Annotated in this window: 19 protein-coding genes; 7 read left to right on the plus strand and 12 right to left on the minus strand. The window is 59.7% G+C overall.

All coding sequences use genetic code 11. The features are described from left to right. Positions 1 to 479: 479 nt before the first annotated feature. A complete protein-coding gene (locus tag ACN0X0_RS02090) occupies positions 480 to 1,028 on the plus strand; it encodes an NADPH-dependent FMN reductase (protein ID WP_417277813.1) in 549 nt (182 codons plus the stop codon). A 54-nt stretch (positions 1,029 to 1,082) separates the two neighbouring features. On the opposite strand, the gene ACN0X0_RS02095 is transcribed toward ACN0X0_RS02090, so the two are convergent. From ACN0X0_RS02095 to purC, 9 genes are all read right to left on the minus strand, one after another. Continuing rightward, on the minus strand, positions 1,083 to 1,859 hold the full coding sequence (locus ACN0X0_RS02095; protein WP_417277814.1) for a hypothetical protein: 777 nt from the start codon (positions 1,857 to 1,859) through the stop codon (positions 1,083 to 1,085). A 71-nt stretch (positions 1,860 to 1,930) separates the two neighbouring features. Then, complete coding sequence (locus ACN0X0_RS02100) at positions 1,931 to 2,539, minus strand: hypothetical protein (RefSeq protein WP_417277815.1); 609 nt, start codon at positions 2,537 to 2,539, stop codon at positions 1,931 to 1,933. 218 nt (positions 2,540 to 2,757) lie between these two features. Then, complete coding sequence (locus ACN0X0_RS02105; RefSeq protein WP_219784735.1) at positions 2,758 to 4,092, minus strand: sigma-54-dependent transcriptional regulator; 1,335 nt, start codon at positions 4,090 to 4,092, stop codon at positions 2,758 to 2,760. Between the two features lie 77 nt (positions 4,093 to 4,169). Continuing rightward, the gene (locus tag ACN0X0_RS02110) at positions 4,170 to 5,897 is read right to left on the minus strand and encodes a sensor histidine kinase (RefSeq protein WP_417277816.1); all 1,728 of its coding nucleotides are present in this window, start codon (positions 5,895 to 5,897) and stop codon (positions 4,170 to 4,172) included. Positions 5,898 to 6,058: 161 nt separating this feature from the next. Next, a complete protein-coding gene (gene purQ / locus ACN0X0_RS02115; RefSeq protein ID WP_226550495.1) occupies positions 6,059 to 6,727 on the minus strand; it encodes a phosphoribosylformylglycinamidine synthase subunit PurQ in 669 nt (222 codons plus the stop codon). Positions 6,728 to 6,826: 99 nt separating this feature from the next. Beyond that, positions 6,827 to 7,744, minus strand: coding sequence for a DUF1176 domain-containing protein (locus tag ACN0X0_RS02120; RefSeq protein ID WP_417277817.1), 918 nt, complete (start codon positions 7,742 to 7,744; stop codon positions 6,827 to 6,829). Between the two features lie 71 nt (positions 7,745 to 7,815). Continuing rightward, on the minus strand, positions 7,816 to 8,274 hold the full coding sequence (locus tag ACN0X0_RS02125; RefSeq protein WP_417277818.1) for a DUF1203 domain-containing protein: 459 nt from the start codon (positions 8,272 to 8,274) through the stop codon (positions 7,816 to 7,818). A gap of 144 nt (positions 8,275 to 8,418) precedes the next feature. After that, on the minus strand, positions 8,419 to 8,649 hold the full coding sequence (gene purS, locus ACN0X0_RS02130) for a phosphoribosylformylglycinamidine synthase subunit PurS (RefSeq protein ID WP_219784739.1): 231 nt from the start codon (positions 8,647 to 8,649) through the stop codon (positions 8,419 to 8,421). 33 nt (positions 8,650 to 8,682) lie between these two features. Next, complete coding sequence (gene purC / locus ACN0X0_RS02135; RefSeq protein WP_167600691.1) at positions 8,683 to 9,444, minus strand: phosphoribosylaminoimidazolesuccinocarboxamide synthase; 762 nt, start codon at positions 9,442 to 9,444, stop codon at positions 8,683 to 8,685. A 261-nt stretch (positions 9,445 to 9,705) separates the two neighbouring features. Between purC and ACN0X0_RS02140 the strand changes: the two genes are divergently transcribed. The 3 genes from ACN0X0_RS02140 to bmt all read left to right on the plus strand — a co-directional run bounded on the left by ACN0X0_RS02140 (position 9,706) and on the right by bmt (position 13,489). Beyond that, positions 9,706 to 10,017, plus strand: a complete 312-nt coding sequence (locus ACN0X0_RS02140; RefSeq protein WP_417263030.1) for a DUF1476 domain-containing protein — start codon at positions 9,706 to 9,708, stop codon at positions 10,015 to 10,017. Positions 10,018 to 10,351: 334 nt separating this feature from the next. Then, positions 10,352 to 12,406, plus strand: a complete 2,055-nt coding sequence (locus tag ACN0X0_RS02145; RefSeq protein ID WP_417277819.1) for a phosphatidylglycerol lysyltransferase domain-containing protein — start codon at positions 10,352 to 10,354, stop codon at positions 12,404 to 12,406. 78 nt (positions 12,407 to 12,484) lie between these two features. Then, positions 12,485 to 13,489 carry a betaine--homocysteine S-methyltransferase gene (gene bmt, locus ACN0X0_RS02150; protein WP_417277820.1) on the plus strand — a complete coding sequence of 335 codons (1,005 nt, stop codon included), beginning with the start codon at positions 12,485 to 12,487 and terminating at the stop codon, positions 13,487 to 13,489. Here the strand turns inward: bmt and ACN0X0_RS02155 are convergent. Continuing rightward, positions 13,486 to 14,610: a PA0069 family radical SAM protein gene (locus ACN0X0_RS02155; RefSeq protein ID WP_417277821.1), complete on the minus strand. Its 1,125-nt coding sequence runs from the start codon at positions 14,608 to 14,610 to the stop codon at positions 13,486 to 13,488. The two genes, bmt and ACN0X0_RS02155, sit on opposite strands and share 4 nt — an antisense overlap. Positions 14,611 to 14,681: 71 nt before the next feature. After that, positions 14,682 to 15,092: a SufE family protein gene (locus ACN0X0_RS02160; RefSeq protein ID WP_417277822.1), complete on the minus strand. Its 411-nt coding sequence runs from the start codon at positions 15,090 to 15,092 to the stop codon at positions 14,682 to 14,684. A gap of 177 nt (positions 15,093 to 15,269) precedes the next feature. Here ACN0X0_RS02160 and ACN0X0_RS02165 point away from each other — a divergent pair, with 177 nt between their 5' ends. The 3 genes from ACN0X0_RS02165 to ACN0X0_RS02175 all read left to right on the plus strand — a co-directional run bounded on the left by ACN0X0_RS02165 (position 15,270) and on the right by ACN0X0_RS02175 (position 18,240). Beyond that, on the plus strand, positions 15,270 to 15,770 hold the full coding sequence (locus ACN0X0_RS02165) for a hypothetical protein (RefSeq protein WP_417263035.1): 501 nt from the start codon (positions 15,270 to 15,272) through the stop codon (positions 15,768 to 15,770). Between the two features lie 76 nt (positions 15,771 to 15,846). Next, positions 15,847 to 16,797, plus strand: a complete 951-nt coding sequence (locus ACN0X0_RS02170) for a nucleoside hydrolase (protein WP_417277823.1) — start codon at positions 15,847 to 15,849, stop codon at positions 16,795 to 16,797. Positions 16,798 to 16,839: 42 nt separating this feature from the next. Next, positions 16,840 to 18,240: a protein adenylyltransferase SelO gene (locus ACN0X0_RS02175; protein WP_417277824.1), complete on the plus strand. Its 1,401-nt coding sequence runs from the start codon at positions 16,840 to 16,842 to the stop codon at positions 18,238 to 18,240. Positions 18,241 to 18,244: 4 nt separating this feature from the next. On the opposite strand, the gene ACN0X0_RS02180 is transcribed toward ACN0X0_RS02175, so the two are convergent. Next, complete coding sequence (locus ACN0X0_RS02180; protein ID WP_417277825.1) at positions 18,245 to 18,919, minus strand: hypothetical protein; 675 nt, start codon at positions 18,917 to 18,919, stop codon at positions 18,245 to 18,247. Positions 18,920 to 18,924 lie beyond the last annotated feature (5 nt).

Genomic DNA, 18,924 nt, shown 5'->3' on the forward strand with positions numbered 1-18,924 from the left:
TCGTGCCGAGGTTTTGTCATTCCATGCGGCGGTATCGGTCTGTTCTGCGGGAGGTGCCTTACAGTCGATCGTTTTCGCGACCCCGGGCCTCCAACACACGCATACAGCGAATCTTTCACACGCGGTTTCCGGGGCGGGAATGCCACCAAGCGGACCTGCGTTCTTATATCAGTAGTGATGCATGTGCCTTTAGACAACACGCAAATTCATGGAAACGACATTTTCGGCCCAAGTTCGGCCTGAGTTCGACCTTGAAAACCGGGCAAAAAGACGTTTCGCCGCATAAAATAGCGCAAAACCGCTTAACAAAAGCTTTTCACCCGCGAACAGCCAAAAGTTTTTCAATGTGCACGGAGACAGGGATCAGGTGCTGCGCTGCACATAAGTTTCACTGTTTATTTGCGCTCGCAATATTACATTAAAAATCAAGATTTAGCACAAACGCGCAGCCCCCCTGCGCAATCCCGAAAGGATGTACCATGACCCGTATCGCTGTTCTCGTTGGCTCGCTCCGCAAAGACTCGCACACCCTGAAGCTCGCCAAAGCGCTGACCAAAATCGCCCCTGAGGGCCTTGAATTCGATTTCGTCGAAATCGGCGATCTGCCGTTTTATAACGAAGACCTCGACACCGACACGCCGCCCGCCTCCTGGACGCGTTTCCGCAAAGAGATCAAAGCCGCCGATGGCGTGCTCTTCGTAACCCCGGAATACAACCGCTCCATGCCCGCCGCGATCAAAAACGCGCTGGATGTGGGTTCGCGCCCCTATGGCGACAGCGCCTGGGGCGGCAAGCCCGCCGGCATCGTGACCGCAAGCCCCTCGGGCATCGGCGGTTTCGGCGCCAACCACCACCTGCGCCAGCCGCTGGTGTTCCTCAACATGCCCGCCATGCAACAGCCCGAAGCTTATATCGGCAACCTTTGGAACCTCTTTGATGAGGACGGCAAGATCGTCACCGAAGGCACCGAGGATTTCCTCAAATCCTGGCTCGAAGCCTATGCCAAATGGGTGGCAGACCACATCTGAGGCTCCCTCGCTAAGATATGAGAAAGGCGTCCCAATCGGGACGCCTTTTTACATTCAATATCCCGAGCAGTGTGGATTGGCATCATCCCCACAGATGAAACGATTGCGCCTCAGATTCATTTTATCGCTATCGGGAACATAAACATAGTCTCTGAACATCCATAAGATGCCAAAATTCAACTGTGCCTGCCCGTCTGCAAACTGTGCCACGGGACCCGCTTTTTGCGTTTTATCGAACACTTGAACAAACCGGACATGAAGATTTCGCAGCATGCGTTCTTTATGCTCCTCGCGCTGGTGCGCCCGAAATTCCCGGATCACAACGTCGTATTGTTCCGGTTTTACTTTCAGCTCTATCGGCGTCTGAACGACATTCGTAATCTCATGTTCATAGAACATTTCAGTCTCAACAGTCAGACGTTCAACCCTCTGATAGGTGGCGTCCAAATCACCTGTATCATCGACCTCGTCGGAAACCTGAACATGGATCATCCCGGAAGGTGCACGATATTCGAGGAGGTTTCTACAAACCGATGGGACGCCTTCGCTCTCCGAAATACAAAGAATACTGCGCCCTTCCACGGTAAGAGGCGTCTCAGGCACTTCCCACTGCGACATAGTGTAGGAGCGCATCGTCAGATACTGTACACCAGCAATAACATTTGGGATGAGATAATACCCAATCGGAAGAACGACAAAGGTATAACCGATGCCCTTCCGACCACGCCGGATTAACCGCATCCCCCATAGGAAAAAAACAATCGGCGTCAGCACAATCAGGACGCCCAAAAATAAAATTACAATCAGGTCCCAAGTGCTAATACTGATCATTTACGACCTTTCCCCTCTTAAGAGTTTTAATGCCCAAATAACAAAACACGGCCCCGTCCAAGACAGCGGAATCACCGAAAAAACGCCCGGACATTGGCAGACCTCCGATAGAAGCGTGGGACTTTCTCAACGTCCCCGATGAACCAAAACCAGCCTTTACAGACCCTTACATGACCTGTGGCGAGCCGGGCGACAGGCAGGCCTTGAACAGACAGATCATAGGCCTCGTATATTTCAGAAGAGGTGAGTTTCAGCCTGTCATTCTCCTCGGGCACCAATGTCGACAGCCGCAGGAGTACATCGTAATCGGAAACCGCGACCTGCCCTTCCGCCGGCTCTGCGACGGTCGCCTGATAGCCACGCCCATCTGGCATCTTCCGCGCCTCAACTCGCAGCCTCTCCCCTCTTAACTCGCTCAAATCTAAAGTCGTTGACGCCATGACTTGGTCGCCTTCAAAACTGCCCACAACGATCATCTCTGTGGGCGTATAGCGCTCGAACATACGCTCACAAAAAGAGGCCACTCTCCCCTCGCCATCATCATGCGACATCAGACAAAGAACACGGCGACCATGCATATCAAGTTTCTCTATATCGTGATACGCCATCTCCATCAGGTCACGTTCGGCGCTGCGAAGCTGAAAATATGAGTAGAGTTGCGGCAGGGTATAAAATGCCAAGAAAGCAAGAAAATGCCCGTTCCCAATGCATAGCGCCTGCGCAAAAGCGTCCAGACACCGGCGATAACGACAGCCAAGTTGCTGAGTCAAAACACAATGGAAAGACTTAAGAAAAGCAACACCGTCAAATGCAAAACGATCCGTGGTTTACGCGTTTGAAATTCGACTCTTTAAATACACATTTAAAAAGCGGGCGCTTTCACACCCGCTTCAACATGTCACAAATAATCCGAGCGTTGCAGCCCGTATTTGGCCATTTTTTCATTCAGCGTCCGGCGCGGCAGGCAGAGTTCGTCCATCACCGCGACGATCGAGCCTTTGTGGCGGCGCATCGTGTTGTCGATCAACATGCGCTCGAAAGCCTCGACATATTCCTTCAAAGGCTTGCCCTCTGTGGTCATCGTCTGCTGCTCCGGCGCGTCAGATTCCGACAGCAGAAGCGAGGTGATCGAGCCCGATCCGCGACGGCTTTGCAGCACTGAGCGTTCGGCCACATTGATCAGTTGACGGATGTTGCCCGGCCACGGCGCCTGCAACAATTGGGCGGCTTCTTGGGCGGAAACCTCCGGCGCATCGCAGCCGTATTCTTCGGCGAATTGCTGAGAAAGTTGCGTGAACAGGAGCAAAATGTCCTCCCCGCGCGAGCGCAGCGGCGGCGTGGTGATCTTCATCGCGGCCAGACGAAAATAGAGGTCGGGACGCAGTGCAGATTCACAGGTCCGGCCCTGTTCCTGAAGGTTACAAATCGCGATGATGCGCGTCTCCGGCGGCGTGCCCTGTTCGTCGATCCACTTCAAGAGTCGCGCCTGAAGCGTCATTGGCATGGCCTCAATGTCCTCAAGCACCAATGTCCCGCCTCGTGCTTCCTCAATGAGCGGTTGAATTTGCCCGTCCGGGTCCGGCCCAAACAGCCGCCGCGTCAGATCGGCCTCATCGCGGCCCGCGCAGGCGAAGGTGATGAATTTCTTCGACGCGCGCGTGCCGACCGCGTGCAACGCGTGGGCCACCAAGGTCTTGCCGGTGCCGGTTTCGCCGTCGATCAACACATGCCCGTCGGCTTGGCCGAGATCGAGAATATCCTCACGCAGACGCTCCATGACAGGAGACGCACCAATCAATTTGTTCATGATGCCGGTGCCATCCGACAATTCGCGGCGCAAGGCCCGGTTGTCGAGCGTCAGACGCCGGGCATTGGTGGCTTTCTTCGCCAGTTCCGTCATCCGGTCCGGGTTGAACGGCTTTTCGAGAAAGTCAAACGCCCCGATCCGCATCGCCTCCACCGCCATCGGCACATCGCCGTGGCCGGTGATCATGATGACCGGTAACCCGCTGTCTGTGCTCATCAATTTCTTGAGAAACTGCATGCCGTCCATGCCGGGCATCTTGATGTCGGTGATGACCACGCCCGGATAATCGGGACCCAAAGATTTGACCGCATCCTCCGCGCTGGAAAATGTCTCCGTGTCAAAGCCCGACAGCGCCAACCATTGGCTGATGGATTGGCGCATGTCCTGTTCGTCATCGACGATCGCGATTTTCATTGCCGTCGCCATGGGTGTTCTTCCTTTTTCTTGTAGCCCAGTAGGGCTAAACGTCTCAGAGACCCGTTTGGTTCCCAAAATTCTATCGTTTATTCCGCCGCGTGCTGCGCCTCGCGCGACAGCGGCAGCACCATTTCAAAGGCCGCGCCGCCCGTGGGCCGGTTGCGCGCCATCAAACGCCCGCCCAGCTCGGCCACGATCCCCGAGGAGATCGCAAGGCCAAGCCCTACCCCGTCGCCCGGCGCCTTGGTGGTGTAGAAAGGCTCGAACAGATCGTCGAGGTTTTCGATGCCTGTGCCGTTGTCACGCACGGTCACACTTGCTTGAGTGCCGCCCAAAACGCCGCCGGTGACCATGATCTCGATCTGCGGCTCCTCGGAGGCTTTGCTGGCGTCAAAAGCATTGCGCAACAGGTTCACCAAGACCTGCTCCAACCGCACACGGTCGCCGTCGACCATGACGGGTTCGGGCGGAAGGCTTTTGATGATCTCCACCGCGCCCTGACGGAATTGCGGCTCCATCATCGACAAGGCCGAGGACACGCAATCGCGCAGGTCGATCTCCTGCAATTGATCCGAGCCTTTGCGGGCGTAGGATTTCAACTGTTTGGTGATCGCGCCCATGCGTTCGATCAGATCGTCGATCCGCCCGAAAGAGGCCAAAGCCTCCTCGGAGCGCTTGCGTTTGATCAGAAGCCGCGCGCCCGCAAGATAGGTTTTCATCGCCGCCAGGGGCTGGTTCAACTCGTGGCTGACGGCGGCCGACATCTCGCCCAACACCGCCAGTTTCGACGATTGCGCCAGGGTCTGTTCGGCGACCTCAAGGCTTTTCTCAGCGCGTTTGCGTTCGGCAATCTCGCGTTGCAGGGCGGCGTTCAACTGGCGCAGCTCAGCGCTTTCACGTTGGAACAGACCCGCCCGCGACACGGCGCGGCGCGAGGTCATGTAGAACGCGCCCGACAGCAAAATGGCAAACCCCATGATCTCAAGCGCCAGAAACCCGTTCACCCGCTCGCGCACCGAGGCGTAGGTGGTGAAGGACGTCATGCGCCAGCCGCGAAACGGAATGCGGCTTTCCAGACGCATCACTGCCTCGCCGCCCAGATAGGTCTCATCCGGGCTCGCCGACCAATCCGTCGTCAGTTGAAAGGCGCGTTCGATGGCGGTGGGCGCATCGCGGGTGGCCAAGGCCTCGCCCTCGGATTTCGAGCGCCAGCGCGGTTCGGTCGAGAGGATGATATTGCCCTCGGAATTGACCACAATCACCGCATCCGAAATCCCCGCCCAGCTTTTCTCGAACTTGGCGAGATCGACCTTGACCACGATGACGCCTGCGAGCGAGTTGTTGACGTCAATGCGGCGCGAATAGCTGAACTCATAGGCGCCATTGTCGAGTTGCAGGGCCTTGAAAATCGTATCGTTGGAGCGCAGCGCATCGACGAAATTCGGACTTTGGCGGTTGTTGGTGCCCAAAAGCGAACGATCCGTGGCCGCGACCACCCGGCCCGTTTCGTCCAAAAGCGTGATCCCCGCCGCGCCGATCTCGTCCACATAGGTGATCAGGTGTTGCGAGGTCTGCTGAAAATCATTCGAGGTGAGCGCGCCGACCAGAACCGGGTCGCGCGACAAAAGCGTCGGCACGATGGAGTTTCGCTGCAATTCGCTCATCAGGTTGCCGGCGTAAAGCGCCTGACGCACCTCGGCGCGGTTGCGGGTCACGGTGGTGTAGCGTTCGGTCAGCAAAAGGTTCGACACCCAGACCACGCCAATCGCAGCCGCGACAAAACCGATCAGGGCCAGACGCCCGGTCCAGCCCATGGTGCGGGCTCTTCCCGCGTCAGATTTTCCCCCGATATCGCTCATGCGGTGAGATTACGCGGGCGCGGGCCTCCCCCGCAAGGGGAAGCCAGAGGTCCACAAAGCAGGAACGCCCCCTCTCGGGAGCGTTTTGAGCAAATTCTTGCCGGAAAACCGACGTGTCAGGCGGAAACCACCGCATCGAGCAGCGAGGTAAAGAAAGCCTTGCCGTCTTCATTGCCATGCGCCGCCTCGGACGCGCGCTCCGGGTGCGGCATCATGCCAAGCACACGGCGGTTTTCCGACAGGATGCCCGCGATGTTGCGCTTGGAGCCGTTCGGGTTGTCGAGATAGCGAAACGCCACAAGGCCCTCGCCTTCGAGCCGGTCGAGCGTGTCTTCGTCGGCGGTGAAATTGCCGTCATGGTGCGCAATCGGAATGCCGATATGCTGGCCTTGAGCGTAAGCCGAGGTATAGGGGCTGTCGGTGGTCTCGACCGCCAGACCCACGGTGCGGCAGATGTATTTCAGACCGGCGTTGCGCAAGAGAGCACCGGGCAAAAGCCGCGCCTCGGTCAGCACCTGAAAGCCGTTGCAGATGCCAAAGGCATAGCCGCCACGGTCGACGTGGGCTTTCAGCGCCTTGGTGATCGGCGAATTGGCCGCAATCGCGCCACAGCGCAGGTAGTCGCCATAGGAAAAGCCGCCCGGAACCCCGATCACATCGACACCGGCCGGAAGATCGGCCTCTTTGTGCCAGACCATGGTGACATCGGCGCCCGCCTGTTTCAGCGCCATGGCCATGTCGCGGTCACAGTTGGAACCGGGGAATTGCAGAACGGCGGCTTTCATCGGGCGGGACTCCTGTGAGGGCGGTTTACGCGCCTGATACGCGTTGTCCCCTGCCTATTCAAGACTCTTCACGCGCCCTGACGTCCGCAAGGTGCTTTGTCATTCAGGCCAGACCACATGGGGGATGATTTTCTGGTCACAGGCGTCATCTACGACACGGCGCTCCAGCACATAGGAAAACCCGTCGAAGCGGTAGCTCTCCTGGGTGAAACAATCGCCGATGCCCCGCCCCTTGTAGAAACTGTCGAGCAGGCGCGTGTCGCCCTGAATGCCCCAAAGCGCCAGTTCCGGCACAGCCGCGCCCTCTTCATCAATGGCCGCGCCCCGCACCGGGGCCACGCCGTCCAGCTCCGGCCCCAAAAGATAGACCTGAGAGCCCACATTATAGGCCGCCGTCCAGCACAGCTGCGACAACACGCGCAGCTCCGGGTGACCTTCGATCTCTTGCGGCGCGGCCTCATTGTCCAGCACGCCGGGCAAGGGTCCGTCACACATCTCCTCGGTGATCGTGCGCGCCTCAGCCTGCAAGGCCGCCCAATCGGGTTGGTGCAGCGTCAGCTTGCGATCCCCGAGACGATCCTTGATGCGTCCCTGCTGGTCTTCGGCCCAAAGCAGCGCCGCCTTGATCCCCGCGAGAGACACACCTTCGCTAAAGCCTTCGGCGGCGTAAACGATCTCAAGCGTGTTGCCGTCGAGCAGCGCCTCGGGGAAAGTGATCTCGACATCTTCGGGCAGGTCCAGCACGGCCCCGTCGATCTGGATCACGCCCTGCTCCAGCATTTCCCGATTGCGCAGACTCATAACCCAGTTGCCACGGTCATGCCCGCTATCATGACTGCGCGCGAGCGACAAAATGGGATGCGCGCGTGGGCTCAGCGCGCAATAGTCCGGCCCACATTTCGCCTGCCATTGCTTGTGGTGAAACTGCGTGACCTCTTGGGCACGCGCCAGATCAGGTGCGATCACCTGAACGGAAGCAAGAGTGAGCAAAGCGGCGGATTTGAGGCGAAAGAACATCGAGAACCTTTTGATCTGAAACAGAGAAACACCCCTCTCATAGGACAGTGCCTCCCGTCTTTAAAGCCCGCTTATCGCGTCACCCGAACCTGCCAGCAAGTATTGCGCGCGGATCGGATGTCGACAAAGGCGATCTCGTCACGCGCCAAAAGGGCTGCGCAATAGCTTTCGATCTCGGCCTGTGGCGTCACCCGCCCGGTGCCATAAACGATGCGCTCGTCCACGGAATAGCCCTTGATCAGATAGTCAGGAGAAGTGGTCAAAACCTCCGGCAAGCCCTCACCCCGAGAGGGCGCGCAGGCGGCGGCGCAGAGGAAAATCGGACCGGTTTCCGCATAGGGATTGCGGGTCTCAAAAGGTCGATGCGCGCAAATCAACATGCCGTGGCCTTTGGGGATATTGCGCAGGCAATGCCGACAGGGCGCCGCCTCATAAGGGTTCAGCACATGCTCGGGCGCCTGCCCGTTGGCATCGGGTTTGCCCAGTCGATAGGCATGGGCCGTGAGGGTGGGAAGTCCTTGAAAATTCATCGCGAAAGCTCCTGTTTATCTCTCTTGAGATAAGCGGAGCAACATGCCGCTGGCGAACCGGAACTTGTGCAAAGCGCAGACCAACGAAAAACGCCCGTCAGAAAACCTGACGGGCGCTTTCAAATCTTCAAAGAGTCATAAGGCTCAGAGCAATTCGACCCGGTAGCTTTCGATCACCGTGTTGGCGAGGAGTTTCTCGCACATCTCGTTGATCGTCGCTTCCGTGGTGCCATCGGCCAAATCGAGCTCGATCACCTTGCCCTGACGGACTTCGTTCACGCCGTCAAAACCAAGCGCACCCAGCGCGTGTTGCACGGCAGCGCCTTGGGGGTCCAGAACACCGTTTTTCAGCATGACAAAAACGCGGGCTTTCATGGGGTTATCCTCTTTCGGGCAGTCTTTGAAAGTTCAGTTGATCAGCGTCGGCTTGTCGCCGATCGGGCCATTCGTCGGCAACACGCCCAGACGACGCGCCACTTCCGTATAGGCATCGGTCAGCGAGCCGAGATCGCGGCGGAACACATCCTTGTCGAGCTTCTGCCCGCTTTCGATGTCCCACAGGCGGCAGGAGTCGGGGCTGATCTCATCGGCCACGATCAGACGCATGAAATCGCCATCCCAGACACGGCCGATCTCGATTTTGAAGTCGATCAGCTTGATGCCCACGCCATACATCACGCCGGACATATAGTCGTTGACGCGCAGCGCCAGCGCCACGATGTCGTCCATGTCCTGCTGAGAGGCCCAGCCGAAAGCGATGATGTATTCTTCGGGCACCAGCGGATCGCCCAGAGCATCGTCTTTGTAGGAAAACTCGATGATCGGCCGCGGCAAGCGCATGCCCTCTTCGAGGCCCAAACGTTTCGCCATGGACCCGGCGGCATAGTTGCGCACGATGACTTCGAGCGGGATGATCTCGCACTGGCGGATCAACTGCTCGCGCATGTTAAGACGCTTGATGAAATGGTTCGGGATGCCCAGAGACGTCAGGCCGGTCATGAAAAACTCGGACAGGCGGTTGTTGAGAACGCCCTTGCCCTCGATCGTCGCCTTTTTCTCGGCGTTGAACGCGGTGGCATCATCCTTGAAATACTGCACCAAAGTGCCCGGTTCCGGGCCTTCGTAGAGCGTTTTCGCTTTGCCTTCGTAGATTTTCTTGCGGCGCGCCATGGGGCCTCCAAAAGCTGGTGGGGCCGGGAATCGATGCGACCGGCCACTTCAAATGCGCTCTTTAGGGCAAGGCGGCCTTCGGGGCAAGGTGGACCGATCCGATGAGACGGAATTATGACAGGGGCACGGTCGGTCATCTTGCGCACCGAAAACTGTTTTAATGTCGCCTATATTTTAAACGAAACATTGATCTGCCTCCTTGTCGCCCCGATATGCAAAGGGCATAATCTAAATCAAAGGTTTAACGAGGAGGAGCCTGCCATGACCACTTTCGATGAACGCGAAGCTGCGTTTGAAAGCAAATATGCCCACGACTCTGCCGCTCAGTTTCGCGCCGAATCGCGCGCCAACAAGAAACTCGCCATCTGGGCCGCCGAAAAGCTCGGCAAACCCTCGGCAGAGCTCGACGATTACATCAAGGACGTGATCCGCGCCGATATGAAAGAGGCCGGTTTCGAGGATGTGCTCACCAAAGTGGCCGAAGATCTGGGCGCGTCCGTGACCATGCAAGAGCTGCGCACGCTGTACACGGGCTTTCTGAGCCAAGCCAAAGTGGAGCTGGCGGACGGCTGAGCGCAGCTTACGCCAGCCCCACCGCGCGTCGCCATCTTGTCACCATAACGTGACGCCCTAATGTGACGCCCTGAGAGGCCTGCATCGTGGATGCGGGCCTTGTTTTCGTTCCCCCAATATCCGTTCAAACGCCCCCGCGAAGGTTTCCGGTCGCTCCAAAGCCCCCATGTTCCGCTCCGGAAGAGGTGAAAGGCTTTAATCGAATATTGGGAAAATGCGCTTAAGGCTCTCAACACCCCCTCAGCGCGGCAAGACATGTGTACCTCAGCACATGGCCAAAGGTGTTGAACGACATGGCACAGATCAGGCCCATAGGCCAAAGGAGCGACATCCGATGCGACACAGCCAGATCGAGATTGAGGACACGCTCAAACGATCTTCCGTCCTGACGCACGCTCCGCGCGCCACCGGCCCCGCGACCCCAGACGCCAAAGCCACGCTGGTCGCGCAAGGCGACCGAAAGGGCCTGCACAAACTTCTCGGAAAACAGATGGTGCCGCTGGCCGTCATGGTGTTTTTCGTCTGGCTGTTGTGGGAAAAAGTCGCGCATCTCGATGTGAAAGCCGTGTTTGCCACCGTTGCGACCGTCACCCCCGGTCAGTGGGGGCTCGCAGGAATAGCCACGCTCGCAAGTTTCTGGGCCGTCGGCCAATATGACCGCGTCCTCCACGCCCAGCTTGGCACCGGCATTTCCGACAGCTCCGCCCGCAGTTCCGGCATCCTCGCCATCGGTCTGTCGCAGGCTTTGGGCTTTGGCGCGCTGACCGGCACGCTCATCCGCTGGCGCATGCTGCCCGAACTGACGCTTTGGCAGGCCGCCCGGCTCTCCGGCGCCGTCGCCTTGTCCTTTCTCATGGGCTGGGCGGTGATCGCCGCCATGGCGCTTTTGGTGTTTCAACCCGAAGTGCCTTTGATGAAAACGCTCGCGACCGGCGCCATCGCGCTTTTCCTGACACTGGCCGCCCTCTCGATCTATCCGCCGCGCGCGCTGGTTCGCCTGCCCTGGCCCTCGATCAAGACCATGGTCACCGTCGTGGGCCTCGCCGCCATCGACACGATCTGCGCTGGCCTCGCGCTTTACGTGCTTTTGCCCGATCACCTGCTGCTGCCTCTGGGCCATACCGTCTCGGCCTATCTCTTTTCTCTTGGCGCCGGTCTCATCAGTTCGACCCCCGGCGGCGTTGGCCCGTTTGAGGCCACTTTGGCGTCGCTTCTGCCTGCGATCCCTTTGGAGCCTCTTCTGGGCGCCGTGGTCGCCTTTCGCCTGATCTACTACGGGGTGCCCGCCGCGATTTCCGCGCTGTTCATCCTGCGCGGTCCCAAGCGCTGCAATCTCGCCCGCGAGCCGCATCTGGTGAAAACCGCGCCCTCCCCCTACCTGCCGCCCCAGCTCGAAGTGCAGATTTTCGCCGCCCCGCGCGCCGAGGCCGGGCTGTTGCGCACCCGCGATTTCTCGCTGCTGTCTGCCGCCGATGGCACGGCTCTGGGGCTGGCCTCCCCCATAGGTCAGTCGCTTGTCATGCTCTCCGATCCGATCTCCGCGCACTGCCCCGGACAAACCCGTGATGCCCTGTCGCGTGCCGCCGCCCGGCGCTACCGCATGCCCGCAATCTACAAATGCGGCGCCCGCATGGCCGCCTCCGCCCGCCGCGCGGGCTGGCAAGTGCTGCCCACCGCCGAAGAAGCCTGGCTCATCCCGGCGGAGTTCAATCTGGAAGGCTCGAAAACACGCCAATTGCGACGTATTCTGCGCAAAGCCGAAGAAGGCCGCATTCGCGTCACCGAAGGCATTCGCGATCTGCCGCTCGGTCAAATGGACCGCGTGGCCGCCGAATGGCTGGCGATGCGCGGTCAGGAACGCGGCTTTTCCATGGGCACCTATGATCGCGACTACATTTCTTGTCAGCGCGTGTTTCTGGCGTGGCAAGGCACCAACCTCGTGGCCTTCGTCAGCTTTCATGAAAGCCGCAATGAGATGACGCTCGATCTGATGCGCACGGGCGAGGCCGCGCCCGATGGCACGATCCAGCTTTTAATCGTAAAAGCCATCGAAGCCGCGCGGGCACAGGGCGTGCCGCGCCTGTCTTTGGCCGCCGTGCCGTGGCAGGGCGAAGACCACGCGCCCCTGACCCGCTGGCTACGTCAAAAATTCCTTGCGCGCTCCGGGGCGGCAGGATTGCGCCGCTTCAAATCGGCCTTCGCGCCGCAGTGGGAAACGCTTTATTTGGCCGCACCGACGCGTCTGGCGCTCACGGTCGCGGGCATGGACATCCTGCGCCGCGTGACCGCGCCGCCGCCGAAAGTAACCGCCAACCCGATGAAAGCGGCCCGCTCCGCCACCCACCCGACCTTGCGGCTCTCCAAAGCCCTGAAACTGCGCCGAAAATAAGCCTGTTGTCGCCAACGTGCTTTGCCTCTCTTTGCAAAAGGCTTTAGGAGGTCAAACATTGCATTTGCCGGAGGCCACATGTCTAAACTCGTGCCCGATACGCCGTGTGACACCCTGTTAAGCCAACTGCTGAGCGCCCGCGATTGGCTTTTGGCCGATGGCGCCATGGCGACAGCGCTCTATGACATGGGCCTCCCGCGCGGCACGGCACCGGAGATGTGGAATTTCGACAGACCCGAGTGCGTCCTGACCTTGCACCAAGAGGCCATTGCGGCAGGGGCCGACATTCTTCTGACCAACTCCTTTGGCGGCACCACGGCACGGCTGAAACACATGGGCGCCGAAGCTCAGGTCTTTGAGATCAACAAAACCGCCGCCGAGCTGGCCCGCCAAGCCGCCGACACCGCCAGACGCCCGGTGGTCGTCGCGGGGACGATGGGGCCGACGGGAGAGATTTTGGCCCCGATGGGCACGCTCTCCCAGGCGGAGGCCACCGAGATGTTTTTCGATCAAGCGCGAGCGCTGAAAGCCGGCGGCGTCGATATTGCCTGGATCGAAACCATGTCTTCACTCGACGAGTTGAGCGCCGCCGCCGAAGGCGCCCGCAAAGCGGGGCTGCCTTGGATCGGGACGATGAGTTTCGACACGGGCGGCGCGACGATGATGGGCGTCACCCCGGCGCAGCTTTCCACTCTGGTGGACAGGATGGCGCATCCGCCCCTGGCCTATGGCGCGAATTGCGGCGCGGGGCCGTCCGCTGTGGTGCGCAGCATTTTGGACCTCACCGCCCGCGCGCCCGAGTGCCCCATCGTGGCCAAGGCCAACGCAGGCCAGCCGCAGGTGATCGACGGGCAGCTGCAGTACGACATCACGCCTGAGATGATGGCCGATTACGCCTGTCTCGCGCGCGATGCAGGCGCGCGGATCATCGGCGGGTGCTGTGGCACAAGCCCTGCGCATCTCAAAGCGATGAATCAGGCGCTGGAACACCGTCCGCAAGGCGCCCGCCCGACACTCGAACAGGTGGTCGCAGCCCTCGGGCCCTTCGCTGTCGACGCAGACCCTGCCGAGGACGCACTTTAAAACAGGCTCAGTTGATCCCCCGGTTTCGGCGGCACGGCAAAGAGATCCGTGCGCAGCACTGTTCCCTTGCGCGACAATCCGGTGCGGCTCAGCGCGATCTCGAAGCGTTTCGACATCAACTCCGCCCATTCGCCCTTGCCGCGCATCCGCGTGCCGAAGGTGCTGTCATTGGCCTTGCCGCCGCGCAACTCGCGCACCCGGTTCATCACCCGCGCGGCGCGGTCTGGCACATAGATTTCAAGCCACTCCTCGAACAAAGGCGCGACCTCCAAAGGCAGGCGCAGCATGATATAGGCCGCCGCTTTGGCCCCATGGGTGGCGGCGGCCGTCAAAATGGCCTCCAACTCGTGATCGGTGAGCGCGGGAATGATGGGTGCGACCATGACGCGGACGGGGATGCCCGCCTCAGAGAGGGCGCGGATGGTTTTCAGCCGCCGCGCAGGCACGGGCGCGCGCGGTTCCAACTGACGCGACAGGCGCGAACCGAGCGTGGTGACGGACACGCCGACATGCACAAGGCCTTTCGCGGCCATCGGCGCCAGAATGTCAATGTCGCGCTCGATCAAGGTGCCCTTGGTGACGATGGTCACCGGGTGATTGTGCTCTGAGAGCACCTCGAGAATGCTGCGCATGATGCGATCGCGCGCCTCGATGGGCTGATAGGGGTCGGTGTTTGTGCCCATGGCAATCGGCGCGACCTCATAGCTTTTGGCGGCGAGTTCACGCCGCAGCACCTCCGCCGCACCGAGTTTCCGCGTCAGACGAGTTTCGAAATCCAACCCCGGCGACAGACCGAGATAGGCATGACTTGGACGGGCAAAACAGTAAGAACAGCCGTGTTCGCAGCCGCGATAGGGGTTGATCGAGCGATCAAAAGGAATGTCGGGACTGTCGTTGCGGGTGATGATCTTACGCGGGCGCTCGTCCACTGTGGTGGTGCGCATCACGCTTTGTTCAAGCTCCGCGTCCCAACCGTCGATGAAGGTTTCGCGGGCGAGACGTTCGAACCGGCCGGTGGCGTTGGACGTGCTGCCACGCGCTTTGGGCACCAGTCCCAAAGGCAGCGTGTCGCTGAAGAAATCGCTCGAAAGATGGGAGGGGTTTCTGGATTCGTGGCTCATGCCACAAATATGAACAAAAGGAGAACATTTGCCAAGTGGAGAACTTAGCTGTCCCTTTTGTCGTGCGATTTTCAGGCCGCTTTTTGCGCGGTCTCCATGATCCGTTCGACCATGGCACGCAGACCATTGGAGCGTTGCGACGACAGGTGTTCGTCGAGGCCCAGTCGCGCGAGCTCGGCGGGCGCATCGGTGGTCAAGACCTCGGAGACGGTCAATCCGGCAAACAATTCGTGCAAAATGGCGATCAGGCCCTGCACGATCATCGCGTCAGAGGCGCCCTGAAACTCGAATTTACCGCCCTCGATCGTCGGCACCAGCCAGACCTGCGAGGCGCAGCCCTCGACCTTGGTCGCAGGCACCTTGAAGGCGTCATCAAGCGGCGGAAAGGCCTTGCCCATCTCGATCACATGGCGATAGCGGTCCTCCCAATCGTCCAGAAACTCAAAGGTTTCGACAATCTCTTCGAACTTCTCTTGCGCCATGATCGGATCCTCAGTTTTGCTGCAAAAATCACATAGGCCTTTGCCCGGCAAAGGTCCAGTCCGCCGCTCTTTGCCCCGCGCTTTCCCATGTGTTTTCGACAGGCGCCGCAACGCGGGCTTTTCAATAGGGGGCTTTTCGGGTAGCCCTTGGACCACGAAGGTGTAAGGGAGAAGCCGATGCGGCGTCAGGTGATCATTTCGGGGCTGGTTTTGTCACTTCTGGCGGGCTGCGCCACAGTGAAAGAGTCGCGGTTCAACCCGCTCAACTGGTTTGGGAAATCCGAAGCCGTTGCGGTCGATGAAAACGGCCAGAACGTCACGGTCCTGCAAACCCTCGCGCCGCGCAAAGGCTACCCGGTCTTTGTCGACACCCGCCCGCTGGCCCCGCAGATCACTGAGTTACAGATGGTCAAATCCGCCTCAGGCGCCATCGTGACCGCCACCGCTGCCCTGCCCTCTGCGGGCTATTATGACGCCGAATTGGTCGCCGCGCCCTCTGATCGCGCCGACACTTTGGTCTTTGATTTCCGCCTGCGTGCGCCTTCTGAGACGGTGCCGGCGCTCAGCCCGGCGCAGCGTCAGATCACAGCGGCGAAATCGCTGTCGAACACGGACATCGCGGGCATTCGCACGGTGATTGTGCGAGGGGCTGACGGCGCGCGCCAAGTGCGGCGCTAAGCGGCCTGATCCGCTTTACATCCCGCCCCCTGCGGAGCATGCTGCGCCTTTGACCAACCAGTAAAAAGGCACGCACATGTCGGACTTCCCGCGCAAGATCATCATCGACACGGACCCCGGACAGGATGACGCCATGGCGATCCTTCTGGCGCTTGGCTCGCCCGAGGAGATCGACCTTTTGGGCATCGTCGCCGTCGCGGGCAATGTGCCGATCGAGCGCACCGCGGAGAACGCGCGCAAGATTTGCGAAGTCGCCGGGCGCCCCGATGTTTTGGTCTTCGCGGGCTGTGACAGGCCCTTGGCGCACACTCTGGTGACCGCCGAACATGTGCACGGCAAAACCGGCCTCGACGGGATCGAATTGCCGACGCCGACCATGCCTTTGCAAAAGCAGCACGGTGTGGATTTCATCATCGAAACACTGCGCAGGGAAGCCCCCGGCACGGTGACGCTTTGCCCGATGGGCCCTTTGACGAACATCGCGACGGCTTTCGAGAAAGCCCCGGATATTGTCGAACGCGTGCAGGAAGTGGTCCTGATGGGCGGCGCTTATTTCGAGGTGGGCAACATCACCCCGGCGGCAGAATTCAACATTTACGTCGACCCGGAAGCGGCGGATATTGTGTTCAAATCCGGCGTGAAGCTCACGGTGATGCCGCTCGACTGTACCCACAAAGTGTTGGTCACAGCACCCCGTTTGCAGGCGTTCAAGGAGTTTGGAAATCACCTGGGCGAAGTGGTCGCAGGCTGGCTCGATTTTTTCGAGCGTTTCGACATCGAGAAATACGGCTCTCAGGGTGGCCCGCTGCACGATCCGACGGTGATCGCCTATCTGATCAAACCGGAGCTGTTTTCCGGACGTTTCATCAATGTCGAGATCGAAACCCAGTCGAAACTCACCCGCGGCATGACCGTTGCCGATTGGTGGGGCGTCACGGATCGGCCCAAAAATGCGATGTTCATGGGGGATGCGGATGCCGAAGGGTTCTTTGATCTATTGACGGAACGTGTGCGACGTCTCGGATGAATGAGTATTTGCGCCAAGAAGAAGACGCACTAGGTTAGGCACATGACCCAATTCGACAATACCTATGCCCGCCTGCCGAAAGAGTTTCACACGAGGATCGCGCCGGAGCTTTCGCCTGCGCCCGAGGTAATGCTTTGGAATGCGCCTTTGGCCAAGGCTTTGGGCGTGTCCGATTGGGATGCGCCGATGCTTGCGGGCAACGTGATCCCAGAGGGCGCCGATCCGATTGCGCAGGTTTACGCGGGGCATCAGTTCGGCGGTTGGTCGCCGCAGCTGGGCGATGGGCGCGCGGTGCTTTTGGGCGAGGTGGTCACAGAGGATGGCCGCTTTGACATCCATCTCAAAGGCGCGGGGCGCACGCCCTATTCGCGCAATGGCGACGGGCGGGCGTGGATCGGGCCGGTGCTGCGCGAATATATCATCAGCGAGTTTATGCATGCGGCGGGGGTGCCGACGACGCGCGCTTTGGCGGCGTTGCGAACCGGCGGGCGAGTGCAGCGTGAGCGCGCCTATCCCGGCGGACTTTTGGTGCGCATTGCGTCCAGTCACATTCGGGTTGGCACCTTTCAATATTTCACGGCACGCGGCGATGAGGCCTCTGTCAAGATTTTGACCGACCACGTCCGCGCGCGGCATTACCCGCAGGCGAAAGATACGCTGGAGCTTTATGCCGAAATTGTCAAAGCGCAGGCGCGATTGATCGCCAAATGGATGGGGCTGGGCTTTGTCCATGGGGTGATGAACACGGACAATATGGCGGTGTCAGGTGAGACGATTGACTACGGTCCCTGCGCCTTCATCGACGGCTATTCGCCCAAGGCGGTCTACAGTTCCATCGACCAATTCGGGCGCTATGCCTATGAGCAACAGCCTTCGATTGCGCATTGGAATCTGGCGCAATTGGGGTCGTGTTTCGTGCCGCAAATGGAGGAAGAGCTGGGCGGGCAGCACAAGGCGATTGATGCGCTGACCGAGGTGCTGAATACCTTCCCTGAGGCCTATCAGGCGGAATGGCGCGCGGTGTTTGGCGCGAAGCTTGGGATGGACGATCCGAATGAGGCGGATTTGCCGCTCATTCAGGACCTCTTGGGCCTGATGGCCAAGGATGGTGCGGATTTCACCAATACGTTCAGAGGCTTGCTGGATGGTTCCGCGCGGGATTGGATGTTGGACCGAGAGGCGTTTGACGCCTGGGTGCCGCGTTGGGAGACGCGACGTTCTGAGAAATGGCGTGAGATCATCGCCAAGACCAGCCCCGCCGTGATCCCGCGTAATCATCGGATCGAGGAAGCCATTCAAGCCGCACTTGAGGGCGATGAAAGCAAGGCGGCGCGGCTGGCGCGGGTGCTGAGCAGGCCGTTTGATTTGGCGGAAGACGATCAAGACCTGACGCATCCGCCGACCGAGGATCAGGTGGTGCACAAAACATTTTGTGGAACGTGATCTCTCACTTCGAGCGATATTTCCCAAACAAGCGCTTGTTGCGGGTGATGAAATCGCGGATCAGGCTGGCGAAAGGCGTGTTGCGATCAAAGGCCACGTAGATCGCGCCGGACACCGCCCCCACAAGGCCGCCGCCCGCATCGACAATCAGGTCCCACATCGTGTCCTGAAGGCCGGATTTCTGCATATTCGTGCCGAACGCCTGGTCCATGGTATATTCGAAAATCTCCCAGAGCGCGCCGATGGACATCGCAAAACAAAAGGCGAAAAGCCCCATCGCCCATGGGGGCGCGGCATAGCGGTCGCCCTGGAACAGCATGAAAATCGCGATGAATCCCACAAGGCCAAAGCCCAGCGCAGAGCCGCCGTGCAGCACGATGTCCCACCACCAATAGCGATTGTAGAAATCGCCCACCTCACCCAAAAACAGCGTCGCGAAAATGAACAGCACGATCCCCGCCATGAAGGAGCGCGGGATGTAAATGTGAAACCGACGCGCGAAAAACATCGGCACGAGCGTCAGCCCAAATGTGCCCAGCGCGATGAAAGACGAGGTGTAGCGCGCCGCCACGAGGCCCGCGACAAATTCCGCCATCAAAGCCACCCAGACGAGGCGCATGACCAAGGGCTGGCTACGGGCCTTGGTCATTAGCTCTTGCAAGGTCTCTTTGACAGACATGGTGA

Origin of the sequence: Celeribacter sp. (assembly GCF_048270365.1) — a bacterium.
Classification (GTDB): Bacteria; Pseudomonadota; Alphaproteobacteria; order Rhodobacterales; family Rhodobacteraceae; genus Celeribacter.